This is a genomic window from Micromonospora sp. CA-248212 (assembly GCF_050948405.1).
Lineage (GTDB): Bacteria > Actinomycetota > Actinomycetes > Mycobacteriales > Micromonosporaceae > Micromonospora.
This window is the reverse complement of record NZ_CP192023.1, coordinates 4,515,214-4,533,757: the sequence shown is the minus strand read 5'-3', so window position 1 is coordinate 4,533,757 and position 18,544 is coordinate 4,515,214. Positions and strand designations below refer to the sequence as shown.

The following is an 18,544-nucleotide window of genomic DNA, read 5'->3' as shown; positions in this document are numbered from 1 at the left end:
CCGGAACGCATCGGTCAGCGGTGGCGCACGTTCGACGTCCGCCCCTTGCGCAGGGCGGGCTTGTCCACCTTTCCGACGGCGGTATGGGGGATGGTGGCGGCGAGCACGATCTCCGCACGCACACCCAGGTCCTCGAGCACGGCACGGATCGCTGCGCGTACGCGCTCGTCCTCGACCCCGGCCACGGGGGTCGCCACCACGAGCGCCCCACGCTCGGTCTCCCCGGGCAGCGGTGCCAGTACGGCCGCCTCGGTGATCGGGCACGCGGCCGTCAGCGCGGCCTCGACGCCCGGGCTGAACACCGGACCGGCCGAGCCGCCGAGCAGGTCGGCGACACGGCCGAGGATTCGGTACTCGCCGTCGAACTCGGCGACATCCCCCGTGTGGTACCAGCCGTCACGGAACGTGGCGGAGGTCGCCCCCGGGTCACCGAAGTAACCGACGCTCGTGTACGTCGAGCGGGCCAGCACCTCACCGATCGAAGGCCAAGCCTCGTCGAGGGGAGCGAGCCTGATCTCCACACCGGTGACCGGGGTCATGCCGCGGGTGTCCTGCACGACATCGTCCATGTTCCCCAGCATGATGCCGAACTCGGTCGAGCCGTAGATGCGTCGAATGTGAATACCGAGCACCGCGGCCGCGTCGGCGACGACCTGGCCGCTCAGGTACGCACCGCCGCAGAGCGGCATCCGCAACGCGGAAAGGTCGACGGACCGGCCGCGTGCGGCCTGCGTCAGCAACTCGTAGTGCCTCGGCAGCGCGCTGCACACGGTGGCGCCGGTCTCCTCCAGCCACCGCAGCAACTGGTCGGGCGCGGCAGACGGATCGGCCAGCACCAGGAGGGCTCCCGAGAGCAGCGCCGGGAACAGATGAACGTCGCAGCCGTGTGCGACGTCCAGGGTGTGGCGGTTGAACAGCACGTCCGCGGCGGTCGTCGCGGTGTAGGCGATCCACTGTCGCCGGTCGTGGAGCAGGTCATCCTGACGCCAGGTCACGAGCCGGGGCTTTCCCGTGGAGCCGGACGTCTCCAGCAGCCGGAACGCGCCCTCGTACGCCTTGAACGGCCGCGCGCCGACCAGCTCTGAGCCGGTCGCCAGCTCTGCGGTCGTCACCTGCTCGACGACGACGTCCGGCAGCGGCTCCGCGCCGACGACGAGTGCCGGCTTCGTCTGCTCGACCAGCCAGGCGATGTGCTCCGGCGCCGCCGACCTGCTGATCGGCACGTGGATAGCACCGCTGCCCGCCAGGGCGAGCACCAGTGCCACGTAATCAGTTCCGTTGTCCAGCCAGGTCGCCACCACCTGGCCCTCGCCGATGCCCCGGGCCCGCAGCCAGCCGAGGGCACGGTCGACCCGCAGCGACAGCTCGCCGTAGGTCAGGCGCTCGCCGTCGGGCACCACCACCGCGAGGGCGTCGGCTCTGCGGGCCACCACGGAACGGAACTCGGTCAGTAGCATCGTCTCTCCTCACGCGGCCGTCGGCAGGGTGACCTGGCCGCGATAGAGCAGACGCACCCCGTCGGACCCGATCGCGGTGCGGCCGTGCAGCGTCCGCTGGTTGTCGATCACCAGCAGGTCACCGGTCTGCCAACGATGCTGATAGAGGTAGCGCGGCGAATGCAGGTGCGCCGACAGCTCCGCGAAGAATGCGGCAGAGTCGTCGGCACTCACGTCGGCGACGCGCACCTGCCAACCCTGCGGCACATCCGGCGGGAATCCGAGTGCCAGGTTCAGCGAGCGCACGCGGCCGTAGTCGCGGGTGGTCGGGATCTCGTACCAGTCGGCGGGTACCTGCGGGAAGTAGCCGCGTTCCTCGACGAGGTATTCGAGCCGGCCGTCGGCAAGAACCTTGCCGAGGTGCGGCGGGATCTCACGCCACGCGGTGAGCTGATCGCACACCGTGGTCTCACCGGAACCGGGCTCGTCGGCGAAGTCCTTGGCGTACAGGACGATCAGGTCGACCTGTTCGCCGACCAACAGTCCGTCGGTGTGCAGCGGGAGGGGGCCGCGGCCGGTGACCACCTTCCCTGCGTCCCGTGAGGCGTTGAGCATCAACAGATCGGCCTGGCCCTCGCCGAACTTGTGATCCACAGTTTGGCCGAGGTGGTGGACGAGCCGCTGGAAGGCATCCTCGGTGAAGTCCAGGCCGCGCGTCAGCGCGACCCCGCTGGTCAGCGCCGCCTCCCGGGACCGCCGGGCCATCTCCTCGACGGTCTCCCCGGGCGGCGACGTCAACACCGTGCCGAAACCTGATTCGGTCAGTGTGTTCTCGGTCATCGTCATCTCCTCGTTCATCGGATTGTGGCGAGCGCGCGTGCGTAGACCTCGTCGGCGTTCCAGTCGTCGAGGTGTCCTTGACCGGCCAGTGCCAGGAGGTCGGCGAAGCATGCTTGGTAGACGCGGGAAGGGTCGCTCTGCCCGGAGTCCGCAGCGAGCCGCCGCCGCACCCCCTCCTGCAGGTTCCCGCCGTGGTGTACGGCGATCTTGCGGCGCCACGCGATAGCGGGGGTGACATGGGCGGCCATCGCGGTCCGCAGATGGAACTTCTCCCGGCCGTCGTGGACCTTGCACGCGGGCGTGGTCTCCAGCGCGGTGCGCATCACCGGGAGTGTCCAGAACGGGTGGAACGTCTCGACGCCGTACGCCAGCGCCATCCGGTTGGCCAGCTCACCGCTGGTGCGGGTGCGCGCGACCGCCGCGATGCCCTGGTCGATCAGCTCGTCCGGGTGCTCGAACGGGGTGAAGAGCCCGGCATTGATGAGGTCGCTGCCGTACCCGGTGAGCAGCACGCGACCCGGTTCGACCACGCCGGACTGGTAGAACGCCGTGGCCGTGAGCGCGACCTCGACCACCTCCGGCGTGGTCACGCCGAGCCAGCGGACGGCGGCGGGGACGGCACGGATGATGCTGTCCTCGTCGAGCAGCAGCGAATGCAACTTGAGGCCAGCGACCTCGCACAGCTCCGCGGCGTCGGAAAACTCGTCTCCCCAGGGCGTTCCGACACTGTACGGCCGCACGTCGAGGTTCCGCGCCGCGGCCAGGTAGGTCACGGTGCCCGAGTCGATCCCGCCGGAGAGCAGTGACGCGTACGTGGCCTCGGGGCGGACGGCGGCGATGCCGGCGATCACCGCATCCAGCTCGGCCAGTTGCGCCTGCCCGGCAGCCAGCGGATCGTCCCGAAACGGCCTGCGGAACTGCTCGAGGAAGTCCTCGGCCGGCGGGGCGGTGCTGGTCAGCCAGCCCGAAGCGGTCCGGGCGCGGCGTTGCCGGACCGAGTGGTCCAACCGTCGTATCCCGTCGACGAGCGTGGCTTCCGCATCGGTGCTCACCGGACCCGAGCGCACCCGGGCGGCGAGGCCCCACGCGGGCAGAATAGCCGCGGCGAGCAGCAGGTCGGTGAAGAAGGCGAAGCCATCGGTCGCGGGGTCCTCGGCGACGTAGATGGCGTCCTCGTTGAACACCGAGGTGAACGCGGTCACGGCGTCCTCGCCCACCTGCAGCACGGTGCGCTGCGCCGGTTGCGTGGGCAGCTCCCCGAGCGCGGGCGTCGCCGTCAGCGTACGGACGTCGACATCGAACGGCGCGGTCGTGGGCAGCCCTGCCACGAGGCCACGGTGGTAGACGAACAGATCACCGACCTCGACGCACGCGCCCATCGGCTCAAGTCCGGTCAGGCGCCGGTTGGCGACGACCACCCAACCGCCGCTCATGCCTGGCCCACGATCCGGCGCATCTCCCGCTGCGGCCGCCCCGAGGCGAATCCTGCCCGGTGTGATCTCTTCGCGTTGTCCCGCAGGACGTGCAAGCCTTGGATGTAGTCGTGGTTCATCTGCGGCTTCGTGTTGCGCACGGCCGCCGGGTTGTAGTCGGCGAAAGCCGCCGCGCGGGCCAGCGCGGTCGGCAGCACGTCCGCTGCGGGCACCGCTTCGTGCAGTAGGCCGTCCCGCAGGGAGGACTCGGCGGACCATTCGTCACACGACAGGAGCATGTGCTGCATCACCGAACGCCCGGCCGAGCGTTCCAGCATGAACGCGCCGAAATTGCATGCGATACCCACCTTGAACTCGGGCATCCGCAGGATCGACGATTCCGCACCGACGCGGTAGTCACAGGTGAGCAGGAGTTGCAGGCCGATCCCGATGGCGTAACCCTCGACGGCAGCCACGGTGGGTTTGGTGACTTCGAGGCTGGCGACGTACAGCTCGGTGATGTTGTCGATCCACTCGTCCACCTCGTCACCGCCCGAGAAGTGGCTGACCTCGTGAAAATCGCCGCCCACGGCGAAGGAATTGCCCTCGCCGCCGTGCAGCACCACGGCGGCCACCGCGTCGTCGGCCTCGACCTCGCGGAGGATCCCGGTGAGTGCGCGCATCCGGCCGTTGCTCATCGCGTTCGAGTGATGCGAGCCCTCGAACGTAACCTGCGCGACGCCGTTCTTGGTCACCACGGTGAAGGTGTCGCGGGGCTGTGTGTGGACAGCGTTGTTCATCAAGCTGGTCCTCCATAGTTATCGGGGTGAAAGATGTGCATTTGGTGGGCCGTTCCAGTGCGTCCTGGGTCCTGCGGCACCTCTTTCGCCTCCTGTCGGGCACATCCGATCGGTGCCTTCTGCGCGCCCGCCACGCCGCCGCAGCTCCTCCTCCGTCAGGAGAAGCTTGAGGTCGGGGCCGGCCGGGTCGGTCGACCCGCTCGAGTGGCGAGGCCGGCGGAGACCCGCCCGGTGGCGACCTCCTCGACCGGTCCGGTCAGTCGGACCGCGCCGCCGGCGTCGACGGACACGGTGACGGCACCACCGCGCATCCGGACGTCGACCTCGTCGCCCACCAAACCGAGACGCCGCACCGCAGTTGCCGCGGCGCAGGCCCCGCTCCCGGACGCGAGCACCGGCCCGGCACCGCGTTCCCACACCACGACCTCCAGCGACCGCCGATCGCGCACCACCGCGAACTCCACATTGACCCGGGTGCGGAACGCAGAGTGCCGGCCGATCAGCGGCCCCAGCTCCCGCGCGGCCGTCTCATCGGCTGCCGGCAGGACGACGACCGCGTGCGGGTTTCCGTTGTGGACGCAGGTCACCCGAAGGGTCCGCCCCGCGACGGGCAGCGGGTGGTCGACGACCGGGCCGGAACCCCCGACCAGGCCGACGATGTCCGCGTCGAAGTCCGGACGACCCAGGTCGATCGACACCAGCCCTGCGAGCCGGTCCAGTACCCGGACGCTGGTGTGGCCGAACCCCGTGTCCAGCACGAACTCCGCGCCGCCGTCTCGGGACAGGTGCAGGGCGAGAATGCGCAACCCGTTCGCGCTCCGCTCGCACGGGCTCCCGTCCGGGTTGAACAACCGGACCGGCATGGGCTGGCCCGCGCCCGCGGGCGGTCCCCGGAAGACAATTCCGTCCGCGCCGACCCCGAAGTGCCGGTCGCACATCGCGACCGCCGTCGCCGGTGCGGCGGGCAGCCCGTCCTCCGGATCCACGACCAGGTAGTCGTTGCCCAACGCTTGGTATTTCGCGAAGCGCGGAAGGCCGGCCCCTCGGGGCGAGGTCACCTGCGGCTGCCGTCAGCCCACCGCGGGGCGGTCTCGGCGAGCCGCTCGTCAAGGTAGCGCGCGGACGAGTTGAGTCGCCACAGTGTCCCGCGGGCGATGCCAATGCGCATAGCCTCGGAGGTCGCCGCCGGCTTCACCACGTTATGGAACCACCCGGCTGCGTGCTGGGAGTCGACCGTGATGTGCAGTCTGTGGTAGGTGATCCCGACCTCTGGCAGCCCCAGCCGCTCCCATGCGCGCACGACGCACACGAACCGGTCCGGCACCAGCCACTCGGTCATCCCCAGGTAGCCGACCGCCTCGGCGTACCGGTACCGATAGCGCGACAACATCACTGCGAGGTTCCCGGACAGCAGCGCCGTGCCCGTGAGCCGGTCGGCGACCTCATCCTCCCGCACGTCGAAGACCTCGAAGATCCTTCGAAAGAGCGTGGTGTGCACCTCCTCCGGCCGGCCGTTGCCCATCTCGTCCCAGTAGTTCGCCGCGATCTCCATTTTGGCGGGACCGTCGGTACCGACCTGCATGAGGGCGAGCAGGTCGTCGAACCTCGCGTCGATGACCGACTCCTGGATCATGTACAGACGCAGGTCCTCGGAGTCTGCGTGGTTGCTGATGAAATCGGTGTAGTAGGGATGCTTGTACACCCGGTGCTGCTTGGCCAGCGCCTTCAACCAGGAGACGTAGGCGGCCGGTTCGCTCGGCATGCCGTCCAGTAGGCCGGCTTGGATGCGGGCGTCCTCCGCCGCGCCGGTGGCGGACTCCACCAGGCGGGCGATCTCGTGAATCACGACCGATCCCTCGGCGCTCGGTCTACCCGGAGCGATCCGCAACCCGAGATCGTAGATTCGGGCGAGGATCTGTTGCTGCTGCAGAAATGCGTCCGGGTCACCTGCGGTAGCGCGGTCGTTCAGCTCTCTCACCCGATCGAGAACCTGTTCTCGCAGCGCACCGTGCACCGCGCGGTCAAGTTGATCCGCCGATATAGACAGCCAATTGGAGATGTCGTCGACGACAGACGCTGCACCTTGAACGGAAGCTGTTTGTTGCACGGTTGTACCCCCATGGAAATGATGTGTCATCTGATGTCAGTCCCGCGCCGCGGAGGGTTGCCATTTTTCGACCTCGACGCGGTTGTCGTGGAACACTGCACCGCCGCCCATGTCGGCGTCCCGCTCGTTCACCGTCGCGTTGACGGTCGGGCCGCCGGTGAGCTTCATCCAATGGCCCTTCGTGGTCCCGACGACTCCGCTGCGGACGTGCTCGGAGGCGTACGCGGTGGAGACGAATGAACCGCGGTCGTTGAAGACGGCGACCGGTGTGCCGTCGTGGAGCCCACGGGCGGCCATGTCGTCCGGGTGCAGCTCGACCCGGGGCGGACCAGCCCGGCGCCGTAGTTCCGGCTTGTTGGCGAAGACCGAGTTGAGGAAGAAGTGCGAGGCGCCGGCGATCAGCGAGAGCGGGTACCGCGCGGCCAGTTCCGGGTCGGTCGACTCGCGTGGCGGGGTGTATCCCGCCACTGCCTCGAACCCGGCTTCCAGGGCTCGCTCGGACCGGAATTCCAGCTTGCCGGACGGTGTCGGGAAGCCGTCGGCGAACGGCACGAATTCGGCCGGATAACTCAGTCTCGCCCACCCGTCTCGGCGCAGGGACTCAACATCGATACCGGCCAGCGATGGATGGTCCGTGGCCAGCAACTGAGCCGCCATCTCTTCGTCCGAATCGTAGAGTCTCGGCTCGGACAACCCCATGTGCCGGGCGATTCGGCGGAAGATCTCCGTGGTGGAGAGGCAATCACCCGGAGGGGCCGTCGCCGGCTCGTTCCACGCGATGTACATGTGGCCGTAGCCGTCGAGAACATCGAGGTGCTCGGTCTGCATGGTCGCGGGCAGCACGATGTCGGCGTAGTCGGCGGTGTCGGTCTGGAAGTGGTCGACGACGACCGTGAACAGGTCTTCGCGGGCGAGCGCCTGGCGAACGCGTTGCTGATCCGGGTTGCTGACCACCGGGTTGGCCCCGTACACGAACAGCGCCTTGACCGGCGGGGTCAGGTCGAGGAGGTTCTGGCCGAGGCGGGTCATGGAGAGCCGTCGCACCGGCGCCGCACGCAGGTCGCTGCACAGGAGTGCCTGCCGGTTGCCGCCGAAGTACCCGTCGGTCGAGTAGGTGAGGCCACCGCCCAGCCTGCCCCAGTCACCGGTGACGCCCGGCAGGCAGGCGAGCAGGCGAACGGCCGCGCCGCCGCCCGCGTGGCGCTGCATCCCGCTGCCGGCGCGGATGCCGGTGGGCCTCGTGGCGGCGATCCGTTCCCCCAGATGCTCGATCTGCGCGCGGGAGACGCCGGTCAACTCCGCGACCCGTTCCGGAGGGAACTGCTCGATGCGGGCGCGGAACTCGGGCCACCCCACTGTGTGGTCGGCCAGGTAGGCATGGTCCGCCCCGCCGGCGGCGACCACCACGTTGAGCAAGCCCAGCGCGAGGGCTGCGTCGGTACCGGGCCGCGGCGCCAGGTGCTCGTCGGCCTGCTGAGCGGTCCTTGTGGCCACTGGGTCGATCGCGACGACGTGCGCGCCCTGCTCGCGTGCCTTGTTGATGAACCGCCACTGGTGATGGCTTGTGGTGAGAGTGTTGACGCCCCACAGCAAGATCAACCGCGAGTGGGCCAGCGACTCCGGATCGATGCCCCGGTGGGTCCCGGTGGCAAGGTCCGCGCCGACCAGCCCCGCCACCGAGCAGATCGTCATGTCGTGCTCGGAGGCGCCGAGCACGTTCCACAGCCGTGCGCCGGCCTGGCCCTGGAGCCCCTGGAGGAACCCCAGGTTGCCCGTTCCCTGATACGGCCAGATCGACTCGCCGCCGTACTGGCGACGAACCCGGTCGAACTGTTCGGCGATCTCGTCGAACGCCGCGTCGAGGCTGATCCTCGTGAACCTGCCGGTGCCCTTCGGGCCGGTGCGACGCAGCGCATGACGGAGGCGGTCGGGCGACGCCGCGTGGTCGAGGTACTGGTTGACCTTCACGCAGAGAGTGCCGTGGGTGAAGGGGTGCTCGGGGCGACCGCGCAACGTGACGGCCGCACCGTCGCGGACGCCCACTATCCAGCTGCAGGCATCCGGGCAGTCCAACGGGCATCCGCCCGCGACCTCACGGTCGACCACAGTGACACGTCTACCCGATGCCTTCATTGCGCCGAGGGTTTGCTGTTGAGCACCGCCTGGTCGTGCTCCTCGCCGTACCAACGCTCCGACCAGCGCGAGAACGCGGCGATGACGATGTCGCGGTGCCCCTCCTCGCCGGAGGCATCCGGGTGCAAGTCTGTGACGTCGTGTGCGACGGCGCGGTCATCGAGCAGCGCAGCATGACCAGGCTGGACGGTGCCACGCCAGAACGGCTCGGAGGAGTCGAGGCCCTTCCACAGCCGCATCTCACCCCCGGTCACGTTGTGCCTGTTGAAGACCAGAATCGCGACGTACTCATGCCCGTCCTTATGGACGCCCTCCGGGGTGACCAGCCCTGGTTTCGCTTCCGTGGCGCGGCTGCGGTTCTGGTGAACGTTCACCTGCCAGCTCTCGGAGCGGTCCAGTGGCAGGTTGGCGGCGACCGCGTGCAGGTAGGGGAGGAAGTCGGCCTGCAATGGCTCGTACTCGCGCATGATGCCGCCCGCGACCGTGTTGTATTCGCGGGACTGGCCGTAGGGGCGGTGCGGAAGCAGCTCGAACGACCAGGCGTCGGAGATGTAGTCAATCTTGTACTGCGAGAAGCGCTTGTAGCGCGTCTTGTTTCCCATGTAGACGTCGAGCGGGACATTGTCGTAGCTGTTCAACACCTCCTGCGAGACCGGAGGCAGATCGATGATGGCATACCCGTCGATGAGTCTTGACATTCGAGTCTTCCGTTCTGTTGGGCAGTCGTGGCCGAGCCGTCGCCGAGCTATTTCTCTGTGGCCTGGGTATTTATATTGATCGGTGTGAATACTATCCAGTGGTTCTCCTGAGCGTCAAGCCCGTCCGTGCAAGACTTTGCTCACCGAAAATTGCAACGGAAAATGGGCACCCCGAAACCCTCGATGCCGCCAGCATCGAGGACCGCCACCGACTCGATCAGAAGTACCTGGTCAACTCTCCCCGGCGTCGGATGTCGAGAGAGCAGCAATGCAGTCCGCCCCCGAGGGAACGGCCGTGCCGGAACCGCACGGGCACCGGCTCCACGCCTGCCTGCTCCAGCTGAAGCATGAGAGAGACCTGGTTGGACGGGACAAGCACGCGATCCGGGCCCAGCGCGAGGAGGTTCATCCCGACCCAGCGAGAAGCTCGTGGCCAGTCGAAGGCGAAACCGTCATCCTCGATATCGGTGACCCACAGCGTCTTCCAGCTCCGCAGCGGGCTCGGAATCATTTCGGGCGTCATTTTAACTGCATTGGCCAACAGTAGGCCCGGCCGAAGTATGTGCAGTGTCGTGTCGACGTGATCAGCGCAGATGGACATCTCGTGGACCGTGAAATCCGGCCCCAGGATTCGCTGAAGCCAACTCGCACCTCGCCGGTTACCGGTGCTGCTGACGTTGAAGAAAATATCGTACCCGCATCTCAGGAGGTTTGCGGCATCGAACAAGGGTTCCTCGTCGGCAACTACCGAAGCATTCGACTCGTAGATGTACGTGGAGTCCGGCAGCCTCGGCTTGGGCGCCGACAGCCATCGGGCTCCGGAATCGAAATACCCGCGCAGCAGGTCGCGGTACGGGAAGACCTCAAAGTACCGGGACCTCATCGGCATCGGGACCTCGATCAGCATGTCACCGATGACCGACAGGCAGTCTCGCGGCATGAGCGCATGCATCGCGACGGACGCCCAGTCCGGCGACGCATAATGCTGTCCCGGCACCAGGGGTTCGGGGCGTCGAACGGCGACACCGTGCGACTCGAGTACCGCGGTGAGATCGTGAAAGTCCTCCTCCGCTTCGTCGATGACTCGATCCAGCAACGCGCTGGGGATCTTCTCGCGTTCCGCCTCGACCGGTTGTTCGAAGAAGTGGCGCAGGGAGGGGTCCACGGGCGGGGGAGTGAAGCCGACGGCGGTGCCCAGCACGACCTCCTCCAGCGGGTCCCAGTCGTTACTGCTCCACACGGCGTTAACGGTCATCGGCAATCCCCTCGATCAGGTGGCAGGTAGCCGGGCACATCCACGCCGCTGGGGTCGCGCGCAGCACGATCAAAGCTGCCGGGCCGCGCAGGTGCGTTACCGGCCTTGTCCGTCTGACGTCGGTGATCGTCGAGTAGGCACGTCCGGTTCTCTCGCGGCGCACGGCAGACTGATGTGAGCGTCGACGTCGATGGCGTGCCGTGCCCGTCGCTGTGGATCGCGACGAGACGGCGGGCCAGACGCGGCGTCCGTCGGCTGTCACCGGCGTCAGAATCCCGGTGGCCGTGTCAGTTCGGGAGGCCCGCGTCTTGGGCGAAGACCGCTTCAACTCACGCGGACACGGTCGCCGAACCGGACCGGGCCCGCACAGATGACCGTCGCGTACACCCCGAAGTTTGTCTGTCTCTGTTCGGCCAGCACCCGCAGGACGTCCTTGTCGCGGGGCACGCCCGGCTGCGGCAGCGTGACCGTCACGCACCGCTCGGTCTGCTCGGTGATCTCGAGTCTCGTGGTCTCCCCGATGGACACCTCGCGGCCGATCCAGTCGTCCTCGAATCTTGGCCCCCACTCCCCGTCGATGACGATATTGGGCCGGAAACGGGCCACCGGGACCACGGTTCCTTCCGGCACCTCGGCCGCCAGCGCGGTGAGGGAGGAGCGTGAGATCAGGTGGACCGCGCCGATGTCGAAGTGAGGTGTGCCCGATTCCCGAGCGGCCCGCACCGGCTCACCGGCCAACGCCGTGAGCGCCGCGTCGAGGTCGGGGTCGCCGGCAGCCAGCACGGCGCCGTTCGGCGTGTGAACCTCGACGCGACCGTGGCGTGTGCGCGCCGCGTAGGCGAGCAGGCCGTCGAGGCGACGGACGTGCTTCCAGGTCTTGCAGCTGCCCACCCGCCCGTCCGGGAAGGTGGCGGCCCACTCGCGGTCGCCGGAAACTCCGCGGCTGTCCAGCCGTACGTCATCGACCGTCTCGCCCTGCATGGACTTGAACGGATATCGGTAGAGTGCTTCGACTGTCGCCTCGACAGCGGACACGAGAGACTCCTTCGCGCGAGGCCCGGACGGTTGGCTGGGCCGGTCATCGGTCGAACAGCACCAGGCTGGCCAGAGCGATGAGGACGGCGCTCGACAGGTAGTTGAGCGCACGCCCGACCCGGGGACGTCTGGCGATCTTGGAGGCCAGGGTGCCTCCGGTGACCCCGACGGTGACATCGATGGGCAGGGCGGTCAGCGGAACGATCAAGCAGAACCCGATCAGGACCAGCAGGCCCGGATCGTCGAGACTGACGATGATTTGCGGGACCAGGGCGAGAAAGAAGGTGACCGTCTTCGGATTCGTGCCCTCCACCAGGAACCCCTGCAGGTAGCTGCGCAAGCCGGACACCCTGGCCGGTCTCTCGGTTCTTACCGTGAACGGCTGGTCACGGAGCCCCGAGATGCCCAGATAGAGCAGGTACGCCGCACCGGCGATCCGCAGCATCGTGAAGGCCAGCTCGGACGAGGCGATCAGGGCGGAGGCGCCGATCGCCGTCAGGAGCGCCCACATCGCACTCCCGCTAGCCAGCCCGAAGGCCGCGAACACTCCGGCGATCCGTCCGTTGACGACGCTGCGCGACATCACGTAGAGGATCGACGGCCCGGGGCTCAGGTTCAGCAGGAACGCACTGAGAGCGAACGAGGCAAGGATGGTGAGCGTCAACCGGCTGGCCCTTTCTGCTGAGCTCAGGAAAAGCGTCGCCAACGCGACGGAGTCACAGGTACGTCTCGAGTCCGCCGCGCCGGCGTACGTCCAGCGAACAGCAGTGCAGTCCGCCGCCGAAGGTGCGACCGTGCCGGAAGCTGGTGGGGACCGCGGTGATCCCGGCGTTCTCCAGCTGCTTGATCACCCGGGTCTGGTTGGCCGGCACCACGACCGTGTCGGGGCCGAGGGCCAGAATGTTCATGCCGACCCAGACTGAGGCGCGCGGCCAGTCGAAGGCATAGCCGTCGTCCTCTGGTGTGTCCACCCAGATGGTCTTCCAGGACTGCAGGGGGGCGGGAATCCGATCCGCGGTGAGGCGTTCCGAGTTGGCCAGCAGCAGCCCCGGCCGCAGGATGTGCAACGTCGTTCCGACGTGATCACTGCAGATGGAGATCTCGTGCACCCGGAAGTCCGAGCCCAGCTGCCGACGTAGCCAGGCCGCACCCCGCCGGTTGCCGGTGTTGCTCACGTTGAAGAAGATGTCGGTCCCGCACCGGAGCATGTTGGCGGCGTCGAACAACGGCTCGTGCTCCGCCACGACCGAGGCACCAGGTTCGTACACGTAGGTCTCGTCGGGCAGCAGGGGCTTCGGTGCCGAGAACCAGGAGGCGCCCGCATCGGAGTACTCCCGGAGCAGGCCCCGGAACGGGGCGGTCTCGAAGTAGCGGGCACGCATCGGCATCGGCGCCTCGATGATGCGGTCGCCGATCACCAGCAGGCAGTCCCGCGGCATCAGCGCGTGCATGGCGACGGAATCCCACTCCGGAGTGGCGTAGCTCCGGCCCACGGTGCTCGCGTCCGGACGGCGCACCCGTACGCCGGCACTCGTCAGCGTCTCGGTGAGCTGGGCGAAGTCCTCCTCGGTCTCGTCCACCACGCGTTGCAGCGTGCTGGCGTCGATCCGCTCGTCCCCGGCGTCCGCCGGGGGCTCGAAGAAGTGCTTCAGCGAAACGTCCACCGGAGGCGGGGTGAGGCCGGCCGCGGAGCCGAGAATGACCTCCTCCAGCGGATCCCAGTCGTTGACACTCCAGACGGGTTGCGTCATCACTGCTCCTTGGTTCGGCTCGGGCGGAAACTGAGGCCGAATGGCTGGTCCGTGGGCATGAGCTCGATGAGGCTCACGTTGACTCGCTGAGGCTGGGAGATGCACCACTCCACCGCCTCGGCGATGTCCTGCGGGGTGAGCGGGTCGGTGCCGTCGTACAGGGCGTCTGCTCGCTCCTGATCCCCGTCGAACCGGGTCACCGCGAACTCCGTACGGGCCATGCCGGGGGCGATGCAGCTGACGCGGATGCCGCGACCCTCCAGGTCGGTTCGCATGTTGAGACTGAGCTGGTGGACGAATGCCTTGGTGCCGCCGTAGACGTTCCCGCCGAGGTAGGGGTACACCGCGGCGATGGAGCCGATGTTCACCACGTGGCCGCGGCCGGCGGCCAGCATGAGGGGCAGGGCCGCGCGGACGCAGTGCAGGAGTCCCAGCACATTCGTGTCGACCATCTCGCGCCAGTGGCGCAGATCGGCGTCCTGGATCGGGCCGAAGCCCTTCGAGAGACCGGCGTTGTTGACGAGGATGCCCACATCGGAGAACGGTGCGGGTAGGTCGCCGAGAGCCTGGGCGACGGCGTCTCCGTCCCGTACGTCGACGGTCAGCGGATGCACCAGGTCGTGGCCGAGGCGGTCGGCGAGCTCGGTGAGTCGTTCGGTGCGACGGGCCAGCGCCACGACCGGCCGTCCGGTCTTCACCAGTCGCTCGACGGTGGCCCGGCCGAATCCCGACGAGGCGCCGGTCACTATCGCAGAAGGCAGGTTTGTCACTGTTCTGTACCCTTTCCCGTAGGTCGACGACCGTCAGATCTGGCGGCGGTAGACGACGGAATTGCGCGTGGGATCCAGTTGGCTCACCCAGCGCCGAGGCCCGGCAGAGGGCCCGACCTCAATGAACCCGTGTCCGAGGAACCACGCGTTGGCCGGGCTGGACGCCGCGTACAGTGCACGTGCCGATGACCGGGCCGCCTCCTGGAGGATCCTGTCGAGCAGGAGGCTCCCGGTCCGGCGGCCCTGGAAGCTGCTCTGGACGCACAGGTTGTCCAGGACCCAGTCGCTCCCGAAACGCTGGACGCCGACGCAGGCCACAATCCGGCTGTCGTCCTCGACGACCAGGAAGTCGGCGTGCCGCCGGGCGAACTCACCGACGTCGCGATGGCGCAGCCGACCGAGCGCGACGAACGGAGCGGACAGGTCGTGCAGGGCCTCCGCGTCCGCCCAGCGGGCTCGTCGCAGCGACAGGAGGCGAGCCTTACTGACGGCGGTCTTCACCGAGCCATCCCGTCGAACGTCGCCGAGGCGCTCGAGATCGGGCACCGCCACTCCGCCGGCTGCGGTTGTCCTGAGTACTGGAGGGCCTCCGGCTGCTCCCCGAAGTCCGCGAGGTTCGGGTTGATGGACCCCTGAAGCCGCAGCTCGCGGGCCCGGATCTTGTCCTGCAGCGAGGCGTAGAGCCCATCCTGCTTCAACTGGTCGAACTGCTTGTGGGAGTTGAAGACGAGTACCGGGTGCGTGAACCGACGGGAGATCCTCGACGCCTGGGAGTGCAGACCCACCACGAAGAACGGATGTCCGGCGACGCTGTAGGCGAAGTCCAGGGCGTGGGGGTCACTGGAGACACCCGGCGCCCACGCGTATTTCTCCCGATCCACTTGGCGAAGCATGGCGAGCTGCGTCCAGAGGGTTTGCTCGAACTCCGCCTCGCTCAGCCGCCGCGGATTCTCGAAGATCGCCGCGAAGGAGCTGAACCTGGTTTCGTGCAGCCGGGTCCGGTCGACGAAGCCGACAATCTCCCGGTGCAGTTCCCGAGTGCTGTCGACGTCGAGCATCGACTTCAGTTCGACGCAATACAATTGCTTCTGACGTAACGACGCGCGTGCTCCGAGGCAGGAGAAAGCGGTACCATCAATCCAATCCTCGAATGCTGATGTCAGAGGCCTAGATTTCTGGGCAAACTCATCCTGTCGAGCCATTGAAATTCCCCGTAACTTGATTGCACCACCGTGATATAGGCACGAACATGACCCCCCGGTCATCTGTCTTGGTCAAGCATGGTCAGTGATGTAGGCTGATTTCTTGACGGCGAGTTGACAGCGACGTCGACACGATGAGGTGCTACCTGGGCCGCAGGGTATTTCGGGCTTAGGTGATCTACGGGGGCATTGTGGGCTTGATCATTCTCGGGCCGGTGGAGGGTCGATCGCAGGGTCGATCGTCGTCGATGGGAAGACCGCAGCAGTGCACGGTCCTGGCCGCGCTGGCCGTGGAGGTCGGACGGACGGTGCCGGCCGATGTGCTCGTCGAGCGGGTGTGGGGCCAGGAGCCACCCGAGCGGGCGCGGCGCACCTTGCACAGTCACATCACCCGCATCCGGCGATCGTTGGAGACAATCGACACGGGATCCGGGGATCCGGCCCGGCTGCTGCTGGGCTCCGGGGGCTACCGCCTCGACATGGAGCCCGACGACATCGACCTACACCGTTTCCGCAGGTTGGTGAAGCGGGCCGACAGGCGGCTGTGCTCCGAGGCCGAAGCGCGGGTACTGCTCCGGCAAGCCGTCGCCCTGTGGCGCGGCGAGCCACTTGCCGGCCTGACCAGCGCCTGGGCGGAACGCACTCGGAACGCGTGGACGCTGGAGCGGCTGGACGCCGTGGTCGCCTGGGCCCGGACGGAGCTGGCGATCGGGGACCCACAGGCGGTCATCGCGGAGCTGAACGCGCTGGCCTACGACTTTCCGCTGGTGGAAAGCCTGGCGGCGACGCTGATTCAGGCCCAGTACGCTGCTGGACGCACGAGCGAGGCCCTCGACCGCTACGCGACGGTGCGCCGGCAGATGGTCGATGCGCTCGGCATCGAGCCGGGTCCCGAGCTGCAGCAGGTGCAGCAGGCGATCCTGCAGGGCGACCGGATCGGACCTACCGGCCCGGCGATCAGCCGTGACGCCGTTCTCGCACCGCAGGTCCGGATCCCGCCGCAGCGCCCGACCCATGCCGTCGCTGGGCCCGCACCGCGTCGGCACCTGGTCGTTCCAGCGCAGCTGCCGATCGACGTCCGGGGGTTCGCCGGCCGCGAATCGGAGCTGGCCCAGTTGACGGACATTCTCGAAAGCTCCCAGGCGGAGAAGCAGCCCGCGCTGTGCGTCCTCTGGAGTGCCGCTGGGTCAGGCAAGACCTCACTGGCGGTGCACTGGGCACACCGGGTGGCGCAGCAGTTCCCGGAGGGGCAGCTCTACGCCAACCTGCGAGGCTTCGAGCCGAGCGGCGTGGTGGTGCGGCCGGAAGAGGTCATTCGCATGTTCCTGGACACGTTCCAGGTGCCGCCGCAGAGCATCCCGGTCAGCCTGGAGGCACAGGCGGCGTTGTACCGCAGCTACGTCGCTGGTCGCCGAATGCTCGTGGTTCTGGACAATGCGCGTGACGTCGACCAGGTCCGGCCCCTGTTGCCCGGCACCGCCGACTGCCTGGTCCTGGTCACCAGTCGTCGTGCGCTGCCCAGCCTCGTGGCGAGCGAGGGCGCTCATCCGATCGCCGTGGGCCCGTTGCCGTACGACGAGGCCAGGCGGGTGCTCTCCAACCGGCTGGGCGCCGCGCGGGTCGCGGCGGACAGTGCCGCCGTCGACCGGCTCATCGCCCGCTGTGCCGGGTTGCCGCTCGCCCTGGCCCTCGTCGCCGCACGCGTCGCGACCCACCCTGACCTGGATCTTCGTACGCTCGCCGACGAGCTCGACGTGGCGGTTGGATCGACCGAAACGCCGGCTGAGGCCGGGAGGGGCGTCCACGTCGTGTTCGTGTGGACCTACCGGACGCTGAGCCCGGCCGCGGCGAGACTGTTCCGCCTGCTGGGACTCTCGCCCGGTCCGGACATCGACGAACTGGCCGTGGCCCACCTCGCGGCGCTGGACCTGCCCACGGCGAGGATGTTGCTCAATGAGCTGCAGGACGCCCAGATGGTCAGCGAGCACAAGCCGGCCCGGCTGTCCTTGCACGAGTTGCTCCGGGGCTATGCGATGGACCTGGTCCGCGCGGTGGAGACCGCGGAGGAGCGGTCGGCCGCTGTTCGCCGGCTGCTCACCCACTACGTGACCTCGTCGCGCCGCGCCGCCGTACTGCTCGAGCGGCATCTGTCCCAGGATGCGGTGGAGGGCCCGGACGCCGGATCTTCCCGTCTCACGACGGCCCGGGAGGCGGTGGAGTGGTTTACCGCCGAGCACGCGATGCTGCTCGACATCGTTCGCCGGGCCGCGGACGAGGGTCATGACGCGAGCCTGTGCAGCCTCGCTCGATCGCTGATGGAGTACTTCAACCGCCAGGGCCATTGGCGGGATCAGATCAACACGCAGCGGCTCGCCCTGGACGCGGCCCGGCGGCTCGGCGACCGGCGCGCCATGGGTCAGGCGCACCGCGGCATCGGGGTGGCCCATGCCTGGCTGGGCCAGTACGACGACGCTTACACACACAGCCGGAGTGCGCTCGACCTCGCCTGCGAGGTCGGTTCGACGAGTGATCAGGCGCAGGCGCATCTGGCCCTGGCGCGCGTCTTCGAGCGGCAGGGCCGCCACCGCGAGGCGCTCGACCACGATCAGGCCGCCCTCATGCTGGCCGAGATCGCGAATGACCGGCTGGCGCACGCGGTCTCGCTCAACAATGTCGGCTGGTCGCTGGCCATGTTGGAGCAGTACGAGGCCGCCAAGGACCACTGCGGCCGGGCTCTGATGGTGCTGCGGGAGGTCGGCGATCCGTCTGGGCAGGCGGCGACCTGGGATAGCCTGGGCTACATCAACCACCAGCTGCACTATTCGGCCGAGGCGATCGAGTGCTACCGCGAGGCGATCAGGTTGAACCGGGAGGCCGGGAACCGTTACGCCGAGGCTGACAGCCAGCACCACCTCGGCAACACTCTGATGACACTGGGCGACTTCGCGGGTGCCAAGGGATGCTGGCAGCAGGCCGTGGTCATCCTCGACGAGTTGAATCACCCCGACGCCGAGACGGTGCGGGATAGGCTGACCGGTCTCGAGCAGGCGCAATCCGGGATCGGCTGGGGGCGCTGATCGCCCGGCCGGCCGGGCGGGCACGGGC

Annotated in this window: 16 protein-coding genes; 1 reads left to right on the top strand and 15 read right to left on the bottom strand. The window is 68.1% G+C overall.

Annotated elements, in window-relative coordinates; translation table 11 throughout:
* Nucleotides 1-14: 14 nt before the first annotated feature.
* The 15 genes from ACQP03_RS21395 to gntA form a co-directional block, all read right to left on the bottom strand.
* On the bottom strand, nt 15-1,457 hold the full coding sequence (locus tag ACQP03_RS21395; RefSeq protein ID WP_357124829.1) for a class I adenylate-forming enzyme family protein: 1,443 nt from the start codon (nt 1,455-1,457) through the stop codon (nt 15-17).
* A gap of 9 nt (nt 1,458-1,466) precedes the next feature.
* Entirely contained in the window at nt 1,467-2,276 is an 810-nt protein-coding gene (locus ACQP03_RS21390; protein WP_357124832.1) for a TauD/TfdA dioxygenase family protein, read from the bottom strand.
* Between the two features lie 14 nt (nt 2,277-2,290).
* Nucleotides 2,291-3,709 (bottom strand): asparagine synthase C-terminal domain-containing protein, encoded by a 1,419-nt coding sequence (locus tag ACQP03_RS21385; protein ID WP_357124835.1) that lies wholly within the window; start codon nt 3,707-3,709, stop codon nt 2,291-2,293.
* Nucleotides 3,706-4,443, bottom strand: a complete 738-nt coding sequence (locus ACQP03_RS21380) for an enoyl-CoA hydratase/isomerase family protein (RefSeq protein ID WP_363661128.1) — start codon at nt 4,441-4,443, stop codon at nt 3,706-3,708. Before ACQP03_RS21380 ends, ACQP03_RS21385 begins: the two co-directional genes overlap by 4 nt.
* A gap of 200 nt (nt 4,444-4,643) precedes the next feature.
* A complete protein-coding gene (dapF, locus tag ACQP03_RS21375; protein ID WP_357173954.1) occupies nt 4,644-5,546 on the bottom strand; it encodes a diaminopimelate epimerase in 903 nt (300 codons plus the stop codon).
* Nucleotides 5,543-6,595 carry an iron-containing redox enzyme family protein gene (locus ACQP03_RS21370; RefSeq protein WP_357124844.1) on the bottom strand — a complete coding sequence of 351 codons (1,053 nt, stop codon included), beginning with the start codon at nt 6,593-6,595 and terminating at the stop codon, nt 5,543-5,545. Before ACQP03_RS21370 ends, dapF begins: the two co-directional genes overlap by 4 nt.
* A gap of 36 nt (nt 6,596-6,631) precedes the next feature.
* Nucleotides 6,632-8,701 carry a molybdopterin-containing oxidoreductase family protein gene (locus tag ACQP03_RS21365; RefSeq protein ID WP_433458107.1) on the bottom strand — a complete coding sequence of 690 codons (2,070 nt, stop codon included), beginning with the start codon at nt 8,699-8,701 and terminating at the stop codon, nt 6,632-6,634.
* A gap of 23 nt (nt 8,702-8,724) precedes the next feature.
* Nucleotides 8,725-9,426 carry a 2OG-Fe dioxygenase family protein gene (locus ACQP03_RS21360; RefSeq protein ID WP_357124852.1) on the bottom strand — a complete coding sequence of 234 codons (702 nt, stop codon included), beginning with the start codon at nt 9,424-9,426 and terminating at the stop codon, nt 8,725-8,727.
* A 217-nt stretch (nt 9,427-9,643) separates the two neighbouring features.
* Nucleotides 9,644-10,681 carry a hypothetical protein gene (locus ACQP03_RS21355; protein ID WP_363661125.1) on the bottom strand — a complete coding sequence of 346 codons (1,038 nt, stop codon included), beginning with the start codon at nt 10,679-10,681 and terminating at the stop codon, nt 9,644-9,646.
* Between the two features lie 324 nt (nt 10,682-11,005).
* Nucleotides 11,006-11,716 carry an MOSC domain-containing protein gene (locus ACQP03_RS21350; RefSeq protein ID WP_433458104.1) on the bottom strand — a complete coding sequence of 237 codons (711 nt, stop codon included), beginning with the start codon at nt 11,714-11,716 and terminating at the stop codon, nt 11,006-11,008.
* A 43-nt stretch (nt 11,717-11,759) separates the two neighbouring features.
* Nucleotides 11,760-12,380, bottom strand: coding sequence for a LysE family translocator (locus tag ACQP03_RS21345; protein ID WP_357124861.1), 621 nt, complete (start codon nt 12,378-12,380; stop codon nt 11,760-11,762).
* A 52-nt stretch (nt 12,381-12,432) separates the two neighbouring features.
* A complete protein-coding gene (locus tag ACQP03_RS21340) occupies nt 12,433-13,467 on the bottom strand; it encodes an amidinotransferase (protein WP_357124864.1) in 1,035 nt (344 codons plus the stop codon).
* Entirely contained in the window at nt 13,467-14,213 is a 747-nt protein-coding gene (locus ACQP03_RS21335; protein WP_357124867.1) for an SDR family NAD(P)-dependent oxidoreductase, read from the bottom strand. The genes ACQP03_RS21340 and ACQP03_RS21335 overlap by 1 nt, the downstream gene beginning before the upstream one ends.
* Before the next feature lie 57 nt (nt 14,214-14,270).
* Nucleotides 14,271-14,738, bottom strand: a complete 468-nt coding sequence (locus ACQP03_RS21330) for a GNAT family N-acetyltransferase (RefSeq protein WP_357124870.1) — start codon at nt 14,736-14,738, stop codon at nt 14,271-14,273.
* Nucleotides 14,735-15,439, bottom strand: coding sequence for a guanitoxin biosynthesis heme-dependent pre-guanitoxin N-hydroxylase GntA (gntA, locus tag ACQP03_RS21325; protein ID WP_357124873.1), 705 nt, complete (start codon nt 15,437-15,439; stop codon nt 14,735-14,737). Before gntA ends, ACQP03_RS21330 begins: the two co-directional genes overlap by 4 nt.
* 173 nt (nt 15,440-15,612) lie before the next feature.
* Here gntA and ACQP03_RS21320 point away from each other — a divergent pair, with 173 nt between their 5' ends.
* Nucleotides 15,613-18,516 carry a BTAD domain-containing putative transcriptional regulator gene (locus ACQP03_RS21320; RefSeq protein ID WP_433458100.1) on the top strand — a complete coding sequence of 968 codons (2,904 nt, stop codon included), beginning with the start codon at nt 15,613-15,615 and terminating at the stop codon, nt 18,514-18,516.
* The last annotated feature ends 28 nt before the right edge of the window (nt 18,517-18,544 follow it).